The sequence below is a fragment of the Saprospiraceae bacterium genome (assembly GCA_026129545.1).
GTDB lineage: Bacteria > Bacteroidota > Bacteroidia > Chitinophagales > Saprospiraceae > M3007.
Map to the genome: position 1 here is coordinate 581,666 of JAHCHX010000002.1, position 20,559 is coordinate 602,224.

At 52.9% G+C, this 20,559-nt stretch carries 12 protein-coding genes and 20 tRNA genes; 8 read left to right on the forward strand and 24 right to left on the reverse strand.

The genetic code is table 11. The features are described 5' to 3' along the window. Positions 1-75: 75 nt before the first annotated feature. The 22 genes from KIS77_16710 to KIS77_16815 all read right to left on the reverse strand — a co-directional run bounded on the left by KIS77_16710 (position 76) and on the right by KIS77_16815 (position 5,936). A complete protein-coding gene (locus KIS77_16710; protein MCW5923986.1) occupies positions 76-1,236 on the reverse strand; it encodes an ATP-binding protein in 1,161 nt (386 codons plus the stop codon). A gap of 136 nt (positions 1,237-1,372) precedes the next feature. Beyond that, on the reverse strand, positions 1,373-2,836 hold the full coding sequence (locus KIS77_16715) for a TROVE domain-containing protein (GenBank protein MCW5923987.1): 1,464 nt from the start codon (positions 2,834-2,836) through the stop codon (positions 1,373-1,375). Positions 2,837-2,879: 43 nt separating this feature from the next. Continuing rightward, positions 2,880-2,952, reverse strand: a tRNA-Gln gene (locus KIS77_16720). Positions 2,953-3,075: 123 nt separating this feature from the next. Continuing rightward, positions 3,076-3,144, reverse strand: a tRNA-OTHER gene (locus tag KIS77_16725). Positions 3,145-3,148: 4 nt separating this feature from the next. Beyond that, positions 3,149-3,222, reverse strand: a tRNA-Glu gene (locus KIS77_16730). A gap of 82 nt (positions 3,223-3,304) precedes the next feature. Next, positions 3,305-3,379: transfer RNA gene (locus KIS77_16735), tRNA-Ile, on the reverse strand. Between the two features lie 49 nt (positions 3,380-3,428). Then, a tRNA-OTHER gene (locus tag KIS77_16740) sits at positions 3,429-3,505 on the reverse strand. 21 nt (positions 3,506-3,526) lie between these two features. Beyond that, positions 3,527-3,600: transfer RNA gene (locus KIS77_16745), tRNA-Trp, on the reverse strand. A 204-nt stretch (positions 3,601-3,804) separates the two neighbouring features. Next, positions 3,805-3,878 (reverse strand) — tRNA-Met (locus KIS77_16750). A 62-nt stretch (positions 3,879-3,940) separates the two neighbouring features. Further along, positions 3,941-4,013, reverse strand: a tRNA-Phe gene (locus tag KIS77_16755). A 147-nt stretch (positions 4,014-4,160) separates the two neighbouring features. After that, positions 4,161-4,230: transfer RNA gene (locus KIS77_16760), tRNA-Thr, on the reverse strand. Positions 4,231-4,238: 8 nt separating this feature from the next. Further along, a tRNA-Asn gene (locus KIS77_16765) sits at positions 4,239-4,310 on the reverse strand. Between the two features lie 180 nt (positions 4,311-4,490). Further along, positions 4,491-4,563 (reverse strand) — tRNA-Cys (locus tag KIS77_16770). A 13-nt stretch (positions 4,564-4,576) separates the two neighbouring features. Further along, positions 4,577-4,647, reverse strand: a tRNA-Gly gene (locus tag KIS77_16775). A gap of 79 nt (positions 4,648-4,726) precedes the next feature. Further along, positions 4,727-4,801 (reverse strand) — tRNA-Leu (locus KIS77_16780). Positions 4,802-4,938: 137 nt separating this feature from the next. Then, a tRNA-Arg gene (locus KIS77_16785) sits at positions 4,939-5,011 on the reverse strand. Between the two features lie 205 nt (positions 5,012-5,216). Next, positions 5,217-5,291, reverse strand: a tRNA-Pro gene (locus KIS77_16790). 31 nt (positions 5,292-5,322) lie between these two features. Next, positions 5,323-5,396, reverse strand: a tRNA-Ala gene (locus tag KIS77_16795). A gap of 93 nt (positions 5,397-5,489) precedes the next feature. Further along, positions 5,490-5,562: transfer RNA gene (locus tag KIS77_16800), tRNA-Lys, on the reverse strand. Positions 5,563-5,630: 68 nt separating this feature from the next. Further along, positions 5,631-5,698: transfer RNA gene (locus KIS77_16805), tRNA-Val, on the reverse strand. Between the two features lie 20 nt (positions 5,699-5,718). Next, positions 5,719-5,790, reverse strand: a tRNA-Asp gene (locus KIS77_16810). A gap of 80 nt (positions 5,791-5,870) precedes the next feature. Then, positions 5,871-5,936, reverse strand: a tRNA-Pro gene (locus KIS77_16815). A gap of 42 nt (positions 5,937-5,978) precedes the next feature. On the opposite strand from KIS77_16815, the gene KIS77_16820 reads away from it, so the two are divergent. Beyond that, on the forward strand, positions 5,979-6,263 hold the full coding sequence (locus KIS77_16820) for a hypothetical protein (protein MCW5923988.1): 285 nt from the start codon (positions 5,979-5,981) through the stop codon (positions 6,261-6,263). Between the two features lie 140 nt (positions 6,264-6,403). On the opposite strand, the gene KIS77_16825 is transcribed toward KIS77_16820, so the two are convergent. Continuing rightward, positions 6,404-7,066 carry a hypothetical protein gene (locus KIS77_16825; GenBank protein MCW5923989.1) on the reverse strand — a complete coding sequence of 221 codons (663 nt, stop codon included), beginning with the start codon at positions 7,064-7,066 and terminating at the stop codon, positions 6,404-6,406. Positions 7,067-7,340: 274 nt separating this feature from the next. Here KIS77_16825 and KIS77_16830 point away from each other — a divergent pair, with 274 nt between their 5' ends. The 7 genes from KIS77_16830 to KIS77_16860 all read left to right on the forward strand — a co-directional run bounded on the left by KIS77_16830 (position 7,341) and on the right by KIS77_16860 (position 19,813). Beyond that, entirely contained in the window at positions 7,341-8,282 is a 942-nt protein-coding gene (locus tag KIS77_16830) for a hydroxyacid dehydrogenase (protein ID MCW5923990.1), read from the forward strand. A 199-nt stretch (positions 8,283-8,481) separates the two neighbouring features. Further along, complete coding sequence (locus KIS77_16835) at positions 8,482-12,168, forward strand: carboxypeptidase regulatory-like domain-containing protein (GenBank protein MCW5923991.1); 3,687 nt, start codon at positions 8,482-8,484, stop codon at positions 12,166-12,168. 117 nt (positions 12,169-12,285) lie between these two features. Then, positions 12,286-16,335, forward strand: coding sequence for a hypothetical protein (locus KIS77_16840; GenBank protein ID MCW5923992.1), 4,050 nt, complete (start codon positions 12,286-12,288; stop codon positions 16,333-16,335). A 116-nt stretch (positions 16,336-16,451) separates the two neighbouring features. Then, a complete protein-coding gene (locus KIS77_16845; protein ID MCW5923993.1) occupies positions 16,452-17,498 on the forward strand; it encodes a PorV/PorQ family protein in 1,047 nt (348 codons plus the stop codon). A 245-nt stretch (positions 17,499-17,743) separates the two neighbouring features. After that, a complete protein-coding gene (greA, locus tag KIS77_16850) occupies positions 17,744-18,220 on the forward strand; it encodes a transcription elongation factor GreA (protein ID MCW5923994.1) in 477 nt (158 codons plus the stop codon). Between the two features lie 37 nt (positions 18,221-18,257). Beyond that, positions 18,258-18,659 (forward strand): HIT family protein, encoded by a 402-nt coding sequence (locus KIS77_16855; protein MCW5923995.1) that lies wholly within the window; start codon positions 18,258-18,260, stop codon positions 18,657-18,659. A 71-nt stretch (positions 18,660-18,730) separates the two neighbouring features. Beyond that, on the forward strand, positions 18,731-19,813 hold the full coding sequence (locus KIS77_16860) for a hypothetical protein (protein ID MCW5923996.1): 1,083 nt from the start codon (positions 18,731-18,733) through the stop codon (positions 19,811-19,813). 6 nt (positions 19,814-19,819) lie between these two features. Here the strand turns inward: KIS77_16860 and KIS77_16865 are convergent, their stop codons facing one another. Further along, positions 19,820-20,359, reverse strand: coding sequence for a CopD family protein (locus tag KIS77_16865; GenBank protein ID MCW5923997.1), 540 nt, complete (start codon positions 20,357-20,359; stop codon positions 19,820-19,822). Between the last annotated feature and the right edge of the window lie 200 nt (positions 20,360-20,559).

Consider the following 20,559-nt stretch of genomic DNA (forward strand, 5'->3'; position numbering starts at 1 on the left):
ACCCCCGAATGCTCGGGAACGGGGCTGCTGACCTGCCCTGCGGTCGGACGAGGGTGAGATTTGGCCTTCCTGATTTCAAAAAAGCCCCGCCAACTCCCGGCAACTCATCACCGCCACATCCTCTGTCAATGGAAAACCTTTTTCCACAGGGCAAACGATGACATTGCGCCGGGTCGCCAAGTCCGTTTTAGCGATGTGAAACCCCTTTCCGGGTCGCGGCGCAGTGGAGTATTTTATTTCCAAAAGAATTTCCGGCGCCCCGCCGCGTGTGATGACGAGGTCGGCTTCCGTGCCGTCTTGTGTGCGGTAAAAAAACATTTCAGCCCAATCGGGCAGAAGCGCGGCGATTTGTTCGATAACGTAGTTTTCCCATGATGCGCCTAAGCCGGGATGCCCGCTCAAGTCGTAAAACGACTGAATGCCAAGCAGTTGGTGCAAAATGCCCGTGTCGCGGAGGTAAATTTTGGGCGTTTTCACCAAACGCTTTTTCAGGTTGGCCGAATAAGGCTGCAAACGCCGGATAAGGTAAGCCGCCTCCAAAAAATCGAGGTAGCGCCGCACCGTGACCCCCGTGATGCCCAGCGAACCCGCCAAAGCCTCCATGTTCAGCAGTTGGCTGCTCAGGTGCGCTATCATGCGCCAGAGTTTGCCTGTCACGATGGGGTCAGCGCGAAGCCCCAGCAGCGGCAGGTCGCGTTCGAGGTAAGTGTTGATAAAATTTTTTCGCCAAAGTTGGACGGCTTCGTCGCTGGGTGCGAGCACGGCATCTGGAAAACCGCCGCGATACCAATGCGTTTGAAAATCAACAATATCAGACACTTCCTTAAAGGTAAACGGAGCAAGTTCGTGGTAAGCGATGCGTCCGGCTAAGGACTCCGAAGCATCCCGAATCAAATCGGGCGAAGCCGAGCCAAGCAGGACAAAACGCCCTGGCTCACGGTTGCGGTCGATAATGCCGCGCAACACCGGGAACAGCGTCGGCAGTTTTTGCACCTCGTCCAAAATCACCGTGCGGTCGGCCAGTGGTTCGAGGAAAAGGCGGGGGTTGCTGAGTTTGATTAAATCATCAGGGTCTTCCAGGTCGAGGTATTGCACAGGTTTCGACAATCTGGCGGCGATGGCTTTTGCCAGCGATGTTTTCCCAACCTGACGCGGGCCGACGATGGCTACTGCGGGGAATAAGCCCGTCAGTTTCAGGATAGTTTCTTCCGCATGGCGAGGGATGTATGTTGTCATCATGCCCGTTATTTTAAATTTTATCTTTGAAATAACGGGGTAAAAATAAAAAAATGAATTAGAAAAAGTTTTTTCAAGAAAAAGCCCCGCCCCCGAATGTTCGGGAACGGGGCTGCCAAGGTGAGATTTGGCCTTCCTAATTCAATTCCACTTTTTCGATTTCACGAATCAATGCTAGCCGGTCGGTTTCGAGCAACTGCATGAGGTCGAACACTTTATCGCTGAAACCCGCGAGCGCGAACACGTTTTGCTCCGGGAATTGCATCGAGCCGTAGCCTTGCAGGTCGAACGAATACACGAACGGGTTTGCGTCGTATTTGCGGCGGTATTCCGCGAACGGGCTTGTTGGCGCGCCACCATGCATCCAGCCCTGCATGTCCGATATGATGACGATGCGGTCATACTTCCGCTTCACCGTCTCGAAGATGGCGTGGAAGTTCGTGCCCGCTGAACGCGCGTTTTTCACCAGCCGCTCCGCAATGCCCGCCATCGAATCCGCCGGATTTTCACGAACGTAGGAAGCCTCGTCGGAAAAGCGCATCAAATCTGCGTCGTTGGCTTTGAATAAAGCCGCAGCGAACAGCGAACCGATTTGCATCGGCGTGCGGTTGGCGTATTTCGTGCGCGTACTCGTCATCGAGCCGGAGTCGTCGAGCACAACGAGCGTACGGCCTGCGAAACGCGGCACGTTGTCGAGCGCCAGTTCGAGCGCCGTGTTCAGGGCGTTCAGGAGCATCCGCCGGTTGGCGGACTGCGAATCCTGAATCGCGTCGATGGCCGACAGGTACTGGAACGGCAGCACGAGCGACTGTTTGATGCGGCGACGGTCGGTCAGTTGGGCGGCGACTTCCTGCGCCAGTTCGGGGGCTTGCTCGGCGATGTTGCGCAGGTTGCGCAGCAAGGCAAGGTAGCCGAGTTTGTTGGCGCGCAGGAGTTCGGCCCAAGCCGCGCTTTTCAGTTCGGCTTTTTCTTCCGCTGTTTCGGCGACCTGTCCGGCTTGGGTCAGTTTGGCTTCCCAAGTGGACTCGGATTTCAGTTCGCCAGCGACCAATTGTTTCAAAGCCAGCGCGTTGCGCTCGTTCGGCACCGGGCGCACGAGGTTCACCAGGTCCACGAGTTTCACGGCTTTTTGCTCGCCGCGATATTTTGCCAACTGGTAGCCGTCGAAGCGGGCGAATGCCGAGGCGAAGCCTTTTTTCATGGCGTTTGGCAGCGTTTTTCCACCCTTGCCGAAGTAGTAGGCCGCGATTTCGAGCATGTCGTCGGGACGGCGCACGATGCGGTCGTAGAAGTTTTTGCTCCAAACCTGCCCCGACGCATGAGCGGCGAGTTCTGCCGCCAAAACGTGGGTGATGGAGCGCATCCCGTACTCGTTGCGGGCAAACACGGCTGCTTTGGCCGCGAACTGCACATCCACTTGCGGCAGCAATTTCACGATGTCGTCGAACGTGCCTTTGGCCGAACGATAGAACTGGTCTTGCGCGAACGAGGTCAGCAGGATGGACACGAGTTGCATCTGCGGCGTTTGCGTGTAGGCTTGTCCGCCCGCAAGGTTGACCGTACGGTTTTGTTTCTGTTTCAGAAAGTTGAACAGTGCCATTTTTGGGAAATTTGAAATTGAGAAATTGGAAAACAAGGGGTTGAAGCCCGGAAAGGAATCGAACCTTCATCTTCGGAGTCAAATTCCGAAATCTTGAGCCGTTAGACGACCAGGCCGGGTTTGGAGATTGGTTACTGGTTACTCGTGATTGGTTATTGGTTTTCAGAAGTTTAAAAAAGCAGGGAAAAAGCGGAAGGAGTGTTTTTAGCATTCTATCCATTGAACTATTGCGCCAAAGACGCAAGCAGGATTCGAACCTGCATCGCTCGGTTAACAGCCGAAGCAACTCCAGTCCTCACCACTGCTTTTTTGTACTCCCGACGAGTCTCGAACTCGTAATCTCCACGTTGAAAGCGTGGTGGCTTGGCCGGTTCGCCTACAGGAGCAAATTGAGGGTCATTAGGGGTAATTAAAAAGGTCATTTTTAGATTTTAATGACTCCAATGACCTTAATGACTCTTGTTTCTGTGGATAAGGCAGGCCTCGAACCTGCATCCTCCTGTGTATCGGACAGGCGCTTGCACCAAATTCAGCTACTTATCCTTTCATTAAACAAACGGACAAAGCCGGGAGGCGTACGGAACGGCCGTGAGGCCGCTTGGCCGGAGTCGAACCGGCAACATCCTGATTTCAGTCAAGAACTCTACCATTGAGTTACGAAGTAACGCCTGTTCCTCAGTATCGTTTGTTTGGCAGGGGCGCGGGGAATCGAACCCCGGCGATTCGGTTTTGGAGACCGAACGGCACATCCTACGCTCACCCCCGTTTGACAGGTTTTTGGTTTTCTTTTTTTGACAGGATTGACAGAATTCACAGGATTTTCTTTTTTGAAAAAGGCTTGTAAAATCATGTAAATCATGTTTATCCTGTCGAAAAAACTGCTTGTCAAAAAACTGCGGAGAAAAACCGCTTGTGCGTTTTGGTTTCGGGTTGCTAACGAAGTATCGCACAGGCTCACTGCCACAGTCTGGTTGCGAGGCCGGGATTCGAACCTGGAGTTCGGGCTTATGAGGCCCGCGTGTTGCCGTTACACTACCGCACAATTAAATCATTGTTTGTTCATTGTTGACAGTTGCTCTTTTCGCAACTGCCAACATTTACTTGCGGGGACAGCAGGGGTCGAACCTGCATCGCGTGGTGCTTCAAACCACCGCTCTACCGTTGGAGCTACATCCCCAAAATTTAGAGTCATTAAGGGTCATTGGAGGTCATTAAGAGTAATTAAGGCTATTAAAAGTCATTGAAAATCAAAATAATGACTCTTTAATTACTCCCAATTACTCCTAATGACCCTTAATGGCCCCTAATGACTTCAATTGTTCAGAGCCGGAAAACGGAATCGAACCGCTGTCAACTGATTACAAGTCAGCGGCACTGCCACTGTGCTACACCAGAATTTTTGCGGCCCCGGCAGGACTCGAACCTGCAGCCTTCGGCTTAACAAACCGCAGCTCCACCATTGAGCTACAGAGCCTTTTAAAAAGGTTGATGAGGGTTGATAAAGGTTTATGAAGGTTTATGAAGGTTTATGATTATCAACCCCAGTAAACCTTTATCAACTTTCATCAACCTTTCCATAGGGTGGCATTCGGGCCTCGAACCCTGTTCTCCGCGCCCACAACGCGGCATTTTGCCTGTTAAACTAAAGCCACCGGAGGCGAGCCGGGAATCGAACCCGAACCTTCAGTTTTGCAAACTGACATCCTTGCCATTAAACGACTTCGCCTTTTCCACTTTTTGTGCGAGTAGCCGGACTCGAACCGACACCTTCAGTTTGGAAGACTGTAACGCTGCCGTTACGCCATACTCGCCATTCAATGTGGGTCGGACACAACCGCTGTCGCAGCGTTTTTGGGGTTTATCCAAATTGTGTCCGCCCACATCTTCTCGTACCCTGGGTGGGATTCGAACCCACACTGTTTCCGTTCTAAGCGGAACGCCTCCTTCCGGTTGGGCTACCCGGGCAGTTTTCGTTGTTTGTTCTTCGTTGACCGTTGTTCGTTCGTAGAGTACGCCGTAGAATGGACGGATTTTTACAAAATGACAGAAAAGTCAACTCTACGGACCAATAACTAACAACTGATAACCAAGAACCAACTTCGCAGTCACGCAGGGATTCGAACCCCAACCTCCGGATTCGTAGTCCGGTATTTCTTCCGTTTAAACTACGCGACTGTCGTGAGGGTAATCGAGAGTCATTAGAGGTCATTAAAGTCATTTTTAGAATGACCTCTAATGACTCTTATACCTCGTGCCGCCAAGTTTTCAGCATGGTTGGAAGGATGAGATCACGTTTACTAAACTTTTGAAGTTTAGTAAACGTTACCCTAGACGATGCTAAAAACTTGGCGGCGCGAGGTATAATTACCCCCCATTTTCGTGCAGGAGGCTCGATTCGAACGAGCATTTACACGGCTCCAAACCGCGTGTCTTGACCAATTAGAACGACTCCTACTTTTTGATTTTCAAATGATTAAAAAACTCTGTGGAAGCGGTGGGAATCGAACCCACCTCACACTGCTTGCAAGGCAGCGTCGCCAGCCTTGGGACATTCACTCCCTCTTTTAGGAGTGAGCGGTGAGAAAAATGAGAAAGTGGGAAGTTTTAATTCCTCTCACACTCTCGCATCTCACCTTCTCACTCCTCTTGTTCGTGAGCGCAGCAGGCATCGAACCTGCACAATCCCGGTTAAAAGCCGGGTACTCTGCCGATTAAGTTACGCGCTCCAAAAAGCGGAGAAAACCGAATAGGGTTTGAAAACTGAGTTACGCCTCCTTGTTGTAAAAAAACTGCGTGGAGGCGGCAGGAGTCGAACCTGCGACTTTCACATTGTTATTGTGACACTCTTACCCGAAGTAACCCTGTTTCTCACTGCCGCTTAGCGATGACGACGGGAATCGAACCCGTAACCTGAGGATAGACAGTCCCCTATTCCGCCGTTGAACTACGCCATCGTGGATGAAAATAAAGCCTTGAAAATCCGTCGTTTAACCTGAAAAATGAGTGAACGAAAAGTGCGAGCGCCTTGTGTTGTTTACCGACGGGAATCGAACCCGCTCGATCTTGACCCCAAGTCAAGTTGCTCTACCAGTGAGCTACGATAGCGAAGTATCGCTCGCCGTCAGTATCACCCATGCTCTCAATGCGAAAGCGCATACCTGTTTTGACCCTGTTCGCAGGGCAAACCCGTCTTTTTAAGATGAAAAATCAGGAGAGGTTTGCGGCTGCTCCTCCGACAGCCGCAGGGCGACTGTCAGAGTCGTGGATGGTCGTCGGGACTGCCCGGAACAATCGCGGGCTTGCCCAAACAGATGGCACCGAATCGCTCACCGTGCCAAAGCCGATGGGCTTTTCGATGGCTCGGTCGTTGCGTATTTTTGAATGTGCGTACCATGTCGTTTTGAAAGTTGAGAGGAATCAGTTTTGAATACGTTGCAGCCTAAACCCGCGGGTGGGTTTGGATAGTTCCAAGTGAGGAATTTTTTTTGAAAAAAAATCAAATTTTTGTTTCTAAAAAATTGGTATTCAAGCAATTTTAAAGTTTCCAAAAACTTGTCCCCCATCTTTTCACTTTACCTGAACAGTATCGTTCCTCGTGTAGTGTTCGATGATGCCGCTTGCGGCCACTCCGTTCACGTTTGCCTTCACGAGTTTTTTCCGCACCAAGTAGTAGGTCCAGGTGCCGGGGTCAAGTTCGGCGATTTTGACGGATGGGAACTCGATGGCTGCCTCGCTGCTGAGGTTGATGACTTCCATGGGGACGGTCTTGTTCAGGGTGCTATTTTCCCAGAGCAACACCATTGACTCGCCTTTTTCCAAGGGCGTGCCTTCCCACCGGAGTTTGGCCGGTTGTTTTCGGGAGAGCGTTGTGGAGTCGAACCCAAATTGGAGGATGGGCGAGAAGCTCATTTCAAACTGTTGCGGTTGCCCCTTGTCGTCTTTCCAAGCGAACACATGCTTGGCGGGAAATTTTGACGGCCCTTCCCACCTGTAGCTGATGCCTTGGGTGGTCATCAAATCCATTTCTTTGCCTTGATAAAGCAGGCCGTCGGCCAGTTGGGTAGGTTGCAGTTGGGCATCCCCTTCTCGCATGGTGGCTTCCGCGCGCAGCTGGTTTTCTGTCTCGAGGTAGCGAACGTAGCAGCTGAGCGAACGTTTTTTGGTGGTAGGGGTAGTTTGGCAGAGAGAAAACGCCAAAACCGACAGAGTCAAAAAAAAGATGTGCTTCATATCCTTGTCTAAATATCTTTGCCGCCATGCGGAAAGGTGAGTTGATGGAGCCTGTTGCCGTCAGGTGACCGCGCGACCGAAACCAGCAAGCGAACATTTGGCGACCTCGCCTCTTCGCCACGCTGGGGCAAATTTCCACCTACTCCGGCGAACCACCAACTTTCGCGCATTTCTTTCACGAACTCAATCGGTTCATTCACTTACTCCTGATAGCCATTCACACATTTTGTAATTGCCTTATCTCACAAGGCTCCTATTTTCGACGAAAATTAGCATGAAAAGAGTGCTAATCACGGATGATTGCCATCCGCTTTTGATAGATGGTTTGACAGCAAGGGGGTTCGTCTGCGACTTCCAACCCGACATCACCTTAGAAGAGACGCGCCGCGTCATACCGCTGTACGAGGGTTTGATTATCAACAGCAAAATCCTCGTGAACCGGGATTTTCTAGATACCGCCGTTCGGCTTCGTTTCATCGGTCGGCTTGGCTCCGGGATGGAAATCGTGGACAGGGCCTGCGCTGTCGAACGCGGCGTGTTCGTGGCGAGCAGCCCGGAGGGCAATCGAAACGCAGTGGCAGAGCAAGCATTGGGAATGCTGTTGTGTCTTGCCAACAACTTGCTCCGCGCCGACCGCGAAGTGCGGCAAAATGTGTGGCAACGCGAGGCCAATCGTGGCTGGGAATTGCGCGGCAAAACGTTGGGCATCGTGGGGTTCGGACACACAGGCAGCCAGTTTGCCCGCAAATTGGCCGGCATGGAAATGACGGTGTTGGCTTACGACAAATATAAACCTAAGGGATACGCCGCTGAAATGCCGTGGGTGCAGGAGACCACCTTGGACGACATTCAAACAAGGTGCGACATCATCAGCTTGCATTTGCCGCTAACCCATGAGACCAAGCATTTGATAAACGAACCGTTCATAGCTCGCTGCAAGCGAGGGTTCATATTGCTCAATACGTCGCGCGGGGCGTGTGTCAACACTTTGGAAGTGGTGGCCGCGCTGGAAAACGGCCGCATCGGCGGCGCTTGCCTCGACGTGTTTGAAAATGAGAAACCACCCACGTTTTCGGAGGCTGAAAGCCGGTTGTACGGACGGCTTCATGCGTTGGACAATGTGGTGTTGGCACCTCACATCGCCGGATGGACGCACGAGTCGAAGCGACTGATGGCGGAAATTTTGTTGGAAAAATTCGCTAAAATGTCGGGGTGAAATGTAAAATCTCAACATTGTTCGCCAATAATGGATGACTGCATGAGGGTTTCACTATCATTGCGGCTCTTTTTGAAATAATCGTTCACCAATTAAAGCAAGCAGAAATTTTCAGTGTGCATGGTGGCTGGCGTTGGGAAGCAGGCATTCTCAATTTCGTCATTGTGTTCTTTTGAAACACTTTCTTAACCTCTGTTCTATGGTACGTTCTTTACTATTAACTATTGCAATGCTCCTCAGCGCCGGAGCCGTGTTTGCCCAGACCGTCTTGCAGGGCAAAGTGACGGATGACACCGGGGAAGGGCTGATTGGGGCTACCGTCAAAGTGATGAAAGGCACGGATATCGTGCGTGGCACTATCACTGACTTCAATGGCAACTACCGCGTCACCCCGCTTGACCCCGGGACTTACGACGTGGAGTTCTCTTACACCGGATTCACGCTGCAAAGGGTAAGTGGTGTGCGGGTACTCACCAATCAAATCACCTTCTTGGACCAAGTGATGTCCAGCAACGTGGTGATTGAAGGGGTCGTCATCACCGAGTTTAAAGTTCCGCTTATCGAGCAAGACAAAACTTCGGGTGGCCAAACGCTCACGTCCGAGCAAATCAGAAACCTTCCCACACGAAGCGTCAACGCCATCGTGGCCACGACCGCAGGTACCACTTCGGTGGATGGTGGCGAGGTAAACATCAAAGGCTCACGCTCCAATGCCACCAACTATTATATAGATGGTATCCGGGTGTATGGTAGCCAAGTGCCACCGGTGCAGGACATAGAGCAGTTGCAGGTCGTGACGGGCGGCTTGGGCGCTGAGTATGGCGACGTGACGGGTGGTGTCATCTCGGTGGTCACCAAAGGGCCGGCCAGCGAGTATCACGGGGCTGTGGAAGCAGAAACCTCTTATGGGCTTGACCCTTACGGTTGGTTGCTGACAACAGCCAACATCAGCGGCCCGCTCGTGAAGAAAAGACTTGAAAACGGTGCCTCTCGCACTTTGGTCGGGTTCCGTTTGTCAGGCCAGTTTTTGTCTCAAAAAGACGACAACCCGCCCGCCATTCCAGTCTATCAGATAAAAGGTGCTGGCATTGACATGGCCAAGTATTACAGCGACGACCCAACCGTGGCGAATGCTGAACGCGCCAAACTGCTCGACCCCGACAACGTATTGGGCCGCTTGCAGGCCAATCCTATCATTTTCCAGAATGGCAACGTGATTTCCGCCGCGGAAAACCTGACACGCGACAGCGTGAACGCGCTGAAATATCGCCCCGACGAAAAACGCCGCGATATTGACGTGACCGCAAAATTGGACTTCCGGCTGACGGACAATATAGATTTCAGTGTGACTGGCACATTCAAGGATTTTGAAAACCAATTCACGCCGGGCCAATGGCGCCTGCTCAACTCCCGCAACAACCCCACCCAATATCAGCGCCGCTCGCGCGGTATCGCTCGTTTCCGCCACCGCTTGGGCAGTAGCGACCCAGGTTCGGAAGCAAGCGGGGTGGCTATCACCAATGCCAACTACCAATTGCAGTTTGGCTTTGAACGTGAAAACAACGAGACCTACGACCGCCGCCACAAGGACAATTTCTTCGATTATGGCTATATCGGTCGTTTCGACTTTACCTATGTCCCCTTCTTTGGCCCGGGCGACGATGGCATCATCCGGCACCTCGGCAACACCCAAGTTTTTGAGGGGTATGACTATGGGTACCTGAATGCCGCTGGTCAACGTGTCGTCCCCAACCCTGAACTGGTTGCTTACAATACTCCTTTCGGGGATTTCAATGCCCGCAACGGCCAGCTTTCTGGTGTGTACGACAATATATGGGGCGGTATGCACTCCAACACAGGCTTGGTGTACAACCAATACAACAAAAACGAGTCTGACTTCATGACCATTTCCGCTTCTGCGGGTTTTGACTTGAAGTTGGGACGCACCGGCACGCACAATATCCAGTTTGGTCTGCTCAACGAGCAGCGCACCCTGCGCAACTGGACAATTTTGCCCGAACGCTCCAACCCACAAAGTTCCTTGTGGATATTGGCGCGGCAGCTGGTGGATGTAGGCTTCAATGGCTTGGACACCAACAATGTGATTGGCAATGTTAACGGGCTGGATGTCTATGGCAACCTTGTGATACCCGCCAACCAATTGGGCGACAACAGGTTTTATCGGAAAATCCGCGAGGCATTGGGCGTGGCACCTGAGGCAAACCTCAATATTGATGGCCTGCGTCCCGACCAGATGAACATTGATATGTTCTCCGCTCGCGAGCTGACCGACCAACGACTGATTGGTTACTACGGCTACACTTACACGGGAGAAAGACTTGTCGGCGATGTCACGTTCAACGACTTTTTCACCAGCCGCGACGGAGAGGGCGTTCGCAACTTCCCGGTCGCTCCTCTTCGCCCATTGTATCAAGCCGCTTACATCACGGATAAGTTCACTTTCAACAAAATGATATTCAGGCTCGGCCTTCGCATAGAACGTTTCGACCTGAACACCAAAGTACTGCGCGACCGTTACTCGCTTTATCAAGTGATGTCTGCCCGCGACTTCTACGCAACCGTAGGAGGCGTGCCAGACCGCCCCAACGGCATTGGCGACGACTTTAAGGTTTATGTGAATAGCCAATCAGACCCAACACCCAAAGCGTTCCGCAATGGCGACACTTGGTACTTTGCGGATGGCACTCAAGCCAACGACGGCAATCTTATTTTTGGCGGCGGTGTCGTGGCGCCTTTCCTATTTGACACCATCACGGGCGATGACATCACGGACACTCGATTCAACCCTGACCTGTCGTTCCAAGACTACACGCCCCAGGTAAACTGGCTGCCGCGCTTGGCCTTCTCTTTCCCAATTTCGGAAGATGCCAACTTCTTCGCGCACTACGACATCTTGGTGCAGCGCCCGCCGAGCAACTGGGAAGTGACCCCGCTCAACTACTTCTACTTCTATGTGCCAGGACGCACCCCCGAAAACAACGCCAACCTGCGCCCAGAGCGCGTGGTGGATTATGAGGTGGGTTTCCAACAACGGCTCAACCAGAACTCCGCGCTAAAATTCTCGGCCTACTACCGCGAAATGCGCGACATGATTCAGTACCAAACCATTCTTTACATACCTACCATTGGCCGCTACAACACCTACGGCAACATTGACTTTGGTACGGTGAAAGGTTTCACGGTGCAGTACGATATGCGCCGAATCCGCAACACGGAGCTGCGCATTGCCTACACGCTTCAGTTTGCCGATGGCACGGGCTCCAATGCCAATTCGCAGCGAGGCTTGACCAATCGCGGCAACATCCGCACCCTCTACCCGCTTGACTTCGACGAGCGTCACAACCTCAACGCCATCCTCGACTACCGCTTCTCCGACGGCAACCGTTACAACGGGCCTCGCATTGGCAACGTGGACGTTTTGGCAAACTTTGGCGTGAACATCCAAGCCTACGCAGTATCGGGCCGCCCCTACACCGCCAAGCAACTTCCCGTCCGTTTTGATGGGGAAGGCACCTTGGGCGCCATCAATGGCAACCGTTTGCCGTGGAGATACAACATGGACGTGCGCGTGGACAAATCGTTCGGATTGTCGGGAGCGGGCAAAAAACCGCTCAACCTGAACGTATATGTCCGTGTCTCCAACCTGCTCAACACGCAAAATATCATTGGTGTATATCCCGTGACTGGCTCGCCGACCGACGACGGTTATCTGGCCACTCCACAAGGACAGTCCATCGTGGAAGGTATACCGGACACTGGTCGCAGTCAGTTGGCATTCTTGGACGCTTATTCTTGGCGCGTACGCAACCCCAACAATTTCACGCTGCCGCGTCGCATCTACATGGGTGCCGTGTTCGAGTTTTAAAAATATCAGGGGTTGAAAAAACGAAAAGGCAAGTATGAGCCTAATACAATCTCCTTTCAGATTTTTCAACCCCTCCACTTACCATCATTTTAACTTAAAAACTAAAAAATAAAAGTCATGCGTAATTTCAGACTCTGGATGGCAGCGATAATGACTTGTCTGGTTTGGAGTGGCACATTCGCCCACGTCCCGGACAATTATCGCAAGCCTTCCTCCGAACAAAAAGTGAAGTACCGCACCATCTGCGCTGGCTCCACCTCGCAGATTGACCAAGAAATCAACAACGTGCGTGCTCGTTTGCTGGGTGGCGGCGACTGTTGGTGGGATTTTACCGATGGGCGCTATATCGTGCCAAAAGTGGATGTTTCCACTGGCCAACGTGAAGTATCGTCCATCTTTGCGGGTTCTGTCTGGCTCGGTGGCGTTGACCCCGCGGGCAATCTCAAATTGGCTTGTCAGGACTATCGCTCAGGCGGTGCCAATGATTTTTGGCCCGGTCCTCTCAGCGAATTGGGCCTCACCGAAGGTTCCACTTGCAGCAACTGGGACCGCCACTTTCGAGTAACGGGTGAAGAAATCCGCCGTCACTTGGCCAACCTCGCCAATGGCAACCTGAGTGAGGATGCCATCCCAAGAGGCGTGAAAGGTTGGCCTGCCCGTGGCAACCCCTATTTCGCTGACGTATGGGGCTTTTCGCTACCCGACACCGAACAGGCCTTAGCTGGCTTCTTCGACGCTGGCGAGGCTGACGATTACTACGACCCACTCGAAGGCGACTATCCTTCCATAGAGATTCGCGGTTGCCCACTCGACCGTTTCCCGGATGAGATGATTTTCTGGATTTACAACGACCAAGGCGGTGGCGCGGTGCACGCCCGCACGCAGGGTAGCCCAATTCAGATGGAGGTGCAGGTGCAGTCGTTCGGCTACGTTACCAACGACGAACTGAACGACATGACCTTCCAACGCTACAAACTCATCAACCGCGCACTCGACCGCATTGACTCCACCTTCTTTGCGATGTGGGTGGACGCAGATTTGGGCTGCTACACGGATGACTATGTGGGTTGCGACACCACAAACAACCTCATGTACGTCTATAACCAAGACCCGCTCGATGGCACCAATGGATGTCAGTGTCAGGGCAACGTAGCCACTTACTGCGACAAAGTGCCCATCCTTGGAGTGGACTACTTCCGCGGCCCGTTGGATACTTTTGGCGAAGAAATTGGCATGTCGTCCTTTATCTATTACAACAATCCAGGCATTGGCTCTTGGCCAGCAGCGATGACTGACCCACAACTTCCGCTCGAGTTCTATCGCTACCTAACGGGCTATTGGAGAGATGGCTCGCCATTTACCTACGGCGGCAGCGGCTATCAAAGCGGCGGCGCGGAACTCAGATACGCGCTGACCGACCCACCAAACAACGCAAATGGCTGGTCCATGTGTACTGCCAACCTTGCATTCGGCGACCGCCGCACCCTGCAAGCATCCGGCCCCTTCACACTCAAGCCGGGTGCCGTGAACGAGCTCATCATTGGGGTGCCGTGGGTGCCAGATATTCAGTATCCGTGTCCTGACTTGGAGAACTTGCTTCGTGCCGACAAATTAGCTCAAGGCTTGTTCGACAACTGCTTTGAGATACCAGAAGGCCCAGACGCGCCCAAAGTGGACTGGATAGAGCTGCACCAAGAAATCGTGGCGGTGCTCACCAACCCAGAGCCTTCCAACAACGTTGACGAAGCCTATGCAATTGAAGATATTTTTGCACCAGACTCACTCAAAAACAGCCCCGACCCCGCTGTTAGGGAATCCATTAAGTACAAATTTGAGGGCTACAAAATTTTCCAATTGATTAACCCAAACGTGTCGAACGCAGAATTCGAGACCGACCCTGCGAAAAGCCGTTTGGTCTATCAGGTGGATATTCGCAATGGTGTAAGCACACTGTACAACTGGACTGAGACTTTCAATCCCGCTGACCCGACGAAACCCTACTACATCCCCGTGCTGCAAGTGCAAGGAGAAAACAAGGGTATTCGGCACACTTTCAGCATCAAGGACGACAAATTCGCCGCCAGCGACGACAAGCGCCTCATCAATCACAAGAAGTATTACTTCGCGGTGATTGCCTACGGCCACAACAACTACGACACTTTCAACCCGACGGCATCCCCCGCGACTGGCCAACAACGCCCATACATACCCAGCCGCAAGAATTACGATGGCACTCAAATCAGCATCATCACCGTTATCCCGCGTCCTATCGTGGACCAAGCCCTCCAGTCCTCTTATGGCGACGGCGTGGTGATTACTCGTTTGGAAGGTGCGGGCAATGGTGGCAATTTCCTCGACATTGACAGCATCACGCGCGAGCGAATCATCACCGGGCAACTAACTGACTCCGTTTTGACCTACAAACTGGGCCGCGGCCCCATTGCCGTCACCATTTTCAATCCATTTGAAGTAGTGGATGGCGACTACGAACTGCGTTTTGTGGACGACAACAATACGGATGCGGTGCTGAGAGACACGGCCCGATGGGAATTGAGGCGTTTGCCCAATGGTGAAGTCATCGCTGCCGAACGCACCATCAACGAAATCAACGAGCAAATCGTCGCACAATACGGTTTCTCGGTGAGTATCGCTCAACAACCCCCAACAGGGAGCAGGCCGCTGCTCGACGAAACGAACGGCGCCATCGGTGCGGAAATCGAGTACGCCAATCCAAACTTGCCGTGGCTCGCTGGCTATCCTGACCAAGACGACGGGATTTTTGATTTCGTGAAAACTGGCTTCAACACCGTTGACAATCCCTTAGACCCCAACAAGCGCCTCTCCACGCTCGGCAACGGGTGGTTTGTGCCTTATGTGCTTTGCGACTGGAGGTTAGGTGCCATCAATGACACTTTTAGACCCTTCTTCACCCCGGCATGGACGGAGAAAGCCGGCTCGGTTGTCTTGAATGCGACAGCCAACGGCAATGAAACCGCCCGCCGCAACAAGCTTGGCCGGTTGAGAAACGTGGATATTGTGCTGACGAGCGACAAGAGCAAGTGGAGTCGCTGCGTGGTGGTCGAAACGGCCTCCTGGCTCTACACATCGCCCGAATATGCCGCTTTCCAAGACCCAACATTGCAAACGGAAAGCCCCGCAGGCAGAAGAAGGGTATCCTTCGACGCGCGCTTTGCGCCCTCCGTAGGCAAAGACGATGCTAACAACGACGGCTTGCCAGACCCCGACGGCGCAGTGGCACCTCCCGGTGCGCCTGATGCCGGGCAGCCCCTATTGGGCATGGGTTGGTTCCCGGGCTATGCCATAGATGTGGAAACAGGCCAAAGGCTCAACATCTTCTTTGGTGAAAACTCTTGCTACAGCAGGGCCTTGAACCCAGCCTTCACGGGCCGCGATATGCTCTGGAATCCTACTGACCAAGCACTGCGCCAAACGGGTGGTTTTACTTCTCTTTGGGATTTCATCATGGGCGGCCAACACTTTGTGTATGTGATGAACACTCCCTACGACGAGTGCGAGGCACTCCGCCGACGCATCACACCTGAGCTGTTCAGCGCTGGCTCCTTCAAAGTGCAGCAAATCGCCAACATAGACTGGTGTGGCATGATTCAACTTTCGACGGGCACCCAGCTGAGGCCGCTGCGCGAAGGCTTGATACCGAACGAAACCACTATCAAATTGCGCACTGCTCGCCCTTACCAAACTTGGTTCAACGACAACGACGGTGGCAAAAAGACTGGTCATCCGAGGTATCAGTTCACCATCAAGGACCGCGAATCGCTGCCGCTCACTCAGGTGCAGGTAGGCAACGCACTGGACTCTATCAAAGTGGTGCCCAACCCGTACTACGGCTTCTCGCAGTATGAGACCTCGCAGTTCACCAACACGATTAAAATCACGAACCTGCCAGGCATTTGCACCGTGACGATTTACTCGCTGGATGGAAAATTCATCCGTCAATATCAACGTGCCGAGACTTACGCGCCCTACCGCCAAATCTCAGACGCGCTTGAATGGGACTTGAGAAACAACAAAGGCATACCAGTGGCAAGTGGTGTGTACCTGATACACGTGAACGCACCTGACATGGGCGAACGAACCATCAAATGGTTTGGCATAGCCCGACAGTTCGACCCGTCAGGTTTGTAATGCTTCCGCGATGCAGCGATGAATGGCAAGTGTTTTCGTCAGAGAAAACACCTCTAAGTTGACACTTGACATTCATCGCGCATCATTTCACTGTTTCATTCTTTAAAAAGAAAATCATGAATCATAAATACACCTACCTGCTTACATGTTGCCTGTCGTTGCTCACAGGCGTTGCTTTTGCAGGCAACCCGGACCGTCAAGGTGAGGCAGGAGCCAATCAACTGCTCATCAACCCCTGGGCAAGGAGCGCTGGCCTCCACTCCATGAACACGGCCAACATCGCTGGCGGAGAGGCCATCTTCTTGAACGTGGCTGGTCTTGCTCGCATCAACAAAACCCAAATCCAGCTTGGCCACACACGCTACCTCTCTGGAGCCGATATCGGCATCAACGCCGCAGGCTTCAGCCAGCGCGTCGGCAAAGGAGGCGCTTTCGGCTTCAACCTCGTCGCATTTGACATGGGCGACCTGATTCTCACCACCGAAGACACTCCCGAGGGCACGGGCGGCACGTTCAGCCCTTCTTTCTTCAACATGGGAATTTCTTACTCACACCTGTTTTCCAACAAGGTGAGCGTGGGTGTCACGGCAAAATTTGTCAACGAGGCCATCACCAACGCACGTGCCAGCGCCTTCGCGCTGGATGCAGGCGTGCAGTATGTGACGGGCGAACAAGACAATTTCAAATTTGGCATTTCGCTGCGCAACGTCGGCACGAGAATGCAGTTTCGGGGAGAAGGTCTCTCCAAATCACTGCCCAATCCAGGCCCGACTTTCCCGTACAACAACACCTACTATGAGCGCTCGGCAGCCTTCGAATTGCCCTCGCAGCTCAATATCGGAATGTCGTACGACTGGCTGCTGGGCCGCACGAATCGCCTGACTATGGTGCTCAACTTTACTTCCAACGCCTTCTCCCGCGACCAAGTGGGCGGCGGCTTGGAGCTTGCCCTGAGCGACCTCTTCTCGCTGCGCGCCGGCTACAAACACGAGTTCGATGCCAACTCCACCGAAGCTACCCTCGACAATGGCCTCAGCGGTGGCTTTAGTGTCTCTCTTCCCGTGAAGAAAGATTCCGACACACGCATCGCACTCGACTATGGCTATCGCCACACGCGCGTTTTCAACGGCATCCACAATCTTGGCGTGCGCCTCGATTTCTAAACCGCCACACGACGCGAAAAAAACGGGAGATAATTTTCCCGTCTTGGCAAATGCGTCGTAACTTTGCCGCAACTTTTGCAAACACAGGAACGTTTCTATCTGCCCGGTAGAAACGTTCCTGTTTTTTCTGCCCGACTCTCGAAATAAGGTTTACTCGACGCACAGCGTTTGGTAAACCTTTTTTCAGCCTTATCAAGGCTGTCACAACACGCAATCGAATTCACTCAATTTCAATTTTTTTTAAAATGGCTAACTACACGTATCTGACGCAGAGTGGTTATGACAAGCTCAAAGCCGAACTCGAGGAATTAAAAACAACCGGACGCCAAGAAGCGGCACGCGCCATCGCCGAAGCAAGGGCGCAAGGCGACCTTTCGGAAAATGCCGAATACGATGCCGCCAAAGACGCGCAGGGAATGCTGGAAATGAAAATCAGCGAAATGGAGACGGTGCTTGCCAATGCTCGCGTCATTGACGAAACACAGCTGGACGACTCGAAAGTCGCCATCCTCTCCAACGTGACCATCAAAAACATGAAGACTGGCAAGGAGATGACTTACAAACTGGTATCGGAAACCGAGGCCGATGCCAAGCAGATGAAAATATCCGTCACTTCTCCCATCGGCCAAGGGCTGTTGGGCAAAGTAAAAGGGGATGTCGCAAAAATTCAGACCCCGGGCGGAGCCATGGAATTCAAAGTCGTGGATATCTCCATCGGATAAATTTTCCCTTTGCTCACAAATACCCAACTACGCTACCATGCCAAGCATCTTTTCTCGCATCGTAAAAGGCGAAATACCCTGCTACAAAGTAGCGGAAACCGAGGACTACCTCGCGTTTCTCGACGTGCGCCCGCAGGCCAAAGGCCACACGCTTTGCATTCCCAAAAAAGAGATTGACTACATCTTCGATGTGGACGACGAGCTGTATGCGGGGCTTTGGCTTTTTGTCAAAATCGTGGCCAAAGCCATCGAGCAAGAGGTGCCCTGCCAGCGCATCGGCACCGCTGTGGTAGGCTTGGAAGTGCCGCACGCGCACATTCATCTTATCCCGCTCAATTCCATCTCCGACCTCTCGTTCGGCAAAGAACCCGTGCAAATGTCGCCCGACGAGATGAGCGACTTGGCTGCCCGAATCGCCGCACGAATGCGAACATCTTGACGCTTGTCTCTCACTTTTGCCCTACCTTTCCAACCCCGTCGGCACACACCCCGACGGGGTTGGTTGTTTTTATGAAAACAATATCCCTCACCCTCCTTGCTCTGATGCCGCTACTCGTGGCTTGCACCCAGCCGCCCACGAAACAATCATCCGTGTTGCCGCCCATCCCAGAGGTGTTGAGCCAATCTTCCCCCAACGCAACACTGCCTTTTGGGCGAATGAACGGACTCACCTTCGTGGCGCCACCAGAGCCATTCCCGGCCAACCCCATGCCAGCCGTACGAGCGGTGGGGGCCAATTGGATAGCCATCGTGCCCTACGCTTTTTTAAGACCCGGCACCCCTGATGTCATTTTTAACGAACACAGCGGCCAATGGTGGGGCGAACGACCGGAAGGCGCGCGAGAGAGCATCCGTCTGGCACACGAGGCTGACCTTCGAGTCATGCTCAAGCCTCAGGTCTGGATTCCCAGAGCATGGACGGGGACACTTGCCTTTCAAAGCAACGAGGATTGGGAGCAATGGGAAAAAACTTATGAGCGCTACATCCTGCGTTTCGCAGCATTGGCAGACTCTACCGGAGTGGATATGTTTTGCATCGGCACCGAATTCAACGCTGCCATTCAGCAACGCCCACAGTATTGGCACCAATTGATTCAAAAAATAAAAAAAACCTACAAAGGCAAACTAACCTACTCCGCCAACTGGGACGACTGGGACAAGGTGCCGTTCTGGGCCGAATTGGATTGCATCGGACTCGGCGGGTATTTCCCACTCGTGGCCGCCGCCACCCCAACCGTGCAGGAGCTAAAAGCCGCTTGGGAGCCGATTAAAGAACGGCTGCGCGCATACAGCAAGCAACAAAACAGACCCATCTTGTTCACGGAATTTGGTTATTTGAGCGTGGACAGCAGCGGATGGCGCAATTGGGAACTGGAGCGCGACATCAAGCGACGCAACATCAACGAACAGGCGCAAGCCAACTGCTACGAGGCGATTTTTTCGACTTTTCAGCACGAACACTGGTGGGCAGGCGGCTTTCTCTGGAAGTGGTTCCCGAATATGCGCGGCCACGAAGGTTACCCAGAAAGAGACTACACCCCGCAGGGAAAATTGGGCGAGAACACTTTGAGAAAATGGTATCGAGGCGAGTAACATTCGCTAAGGCTTTCGATTGGCCTTCCTTATCCCCCATGCAATCAGCCCCGTGAAAACCGCCAAACCAATAGACAGGGCAGCGTAGTGAATGCGAGATTTGAATACCGCAAGAAAGACGATGGCCACCAAAAAAATCGTCGGCACTTCGTTCAACGCCCGATAGTGGATGTGATTGAACCGGGAAACCCCAGTCTCCAATTGACCGATATGTTTCTTCAACGAGTGGGTGTAGCCGCTCAACAATGCCAAGAGCGCCAGCTTCAAATGGAACCAGCCTTCCCTCAACCACGCTGGCTGGATGAACAACATCACCACCCCAAAAGCCCAAGTGATGACGATGGCGGGCTGGAGAATGATTTTGTATGCCTTCCATTCCATTGCCGCATACTGCTCGGCCAAAGTGCTGCGCGTGGGTTCTTCTCGTTCCAAAGCCATCGCGTGGTACACCATGACACGCACGAGGTAGAACATCCCGGCCATCCAGGAGACCATACCTATGAGGTGAAGCGATTTGGCGAAGGCGTACCAGTGAGAGGCGTTCATGGCGATATGTGTTGAGTCGGCAATTTGGGCAAAAGTAGGATTTACCCGACAGTTTTGCTGCGGCAGGCGAACGACCAACAGGCGACTACATCGCCAAACCGCGCTGCTTGATGACGAAACAAAAAAAGCGCAGCGGGGAATCCCCCAGCCACGCTTCATGGACCAATGACGTAATTTTTAACGGGTGTGCAGAGCACTTC

What these genes read in the sequence shown, in the direction of transcription:
- KIS77_16820 (MCW5923988.1), top strand. Translation starts at nt 5,979, where the DNA reads ATGCGAAAGCGCATACCTGTTTTGACCCTGTTCGCAGGGCAAACCCGT.
- KIS77_16825 (MCW5923989.1), bottom strand. Translation starts at nt 7,066, where the DNA reads ATGAAGCACATCTTTTTTTTGACTCTGTCGGTTTTGGCGTTTTCTCTC.
- KIS77_16865 (MCW5923997.1), bottom strand. Translation starts at nt 20,359, where the DNA reads ATGAACGCCTCTCACTGGTACGCCTTCGCCAAATCGCTTCACCTCATA.
- KIS77_16855 (MCW5923995.1), top strand. Translation starts at nt 18,258, where the DNA reads ATGCCAAGCATCTTTTCTCGCATCGTAAAAGGCGAAATACCCTGCTAC.
- greA (MCW5923994.1), top strand. Translation starts at nt 17,744, where the DNA reads ATGGCTAACTACACGTATCTGACGCAGAGTGGTTATGACAAGCTCAAA.
- KIS77_16715 (MCW5923987.1), bottom strand. Translation starts at nt 2,836, where the DNA reads ATGGCACTGTTCAACTTTCTGAAACAGAAACAAAACCGTACGGTCAAC.
- KIS77_16840 (MCW5923992.1), top strand. Translation starts at nt 12,286, where the DNA reads ATGCGTAATTTCAGACTCTGGATGGCAGCGATAATGACTTGTCTGGTT.
- KIS77_16845 (MCW5923993.1), top strand. Translation starts at nt 16,452, where the DNA reads ATGAATCATAAATACACCTACCTGCTTACATGTTGCCTGTCGTTGCTC.
- KIS77_16710 (MCW5923986.1), bottom strand. Translation starts at nt 1,236, where the DNA reads ATGACAACATACATCCCTCGCCATGCGGAAGAAACTATCCTGAAACTG.
- KIS77_16835 (MCW5923991.1), top strand. Translation starts at nt 8,482, where the DNA reads ATGGTACGTTCTTTACTATTAACTATTGCAATGCTCCTCAGCGCCGGA.
- KIS77_16860 (MCW5923996.1), top strand. Translation starts at nt 18,731, where the DNA reads ATGAAAACAATATCCCTCACCCTCCTTGCTCTGATGCCGCTACTCGTG.
- KIS77_16830 (MCW5923990.1), top strand. Translation starts at nt 7,341, where the DNA reads ATGAAAAGAGTGCTAATCACGGATGATTGCCATCCGCTTTTGATAGAT.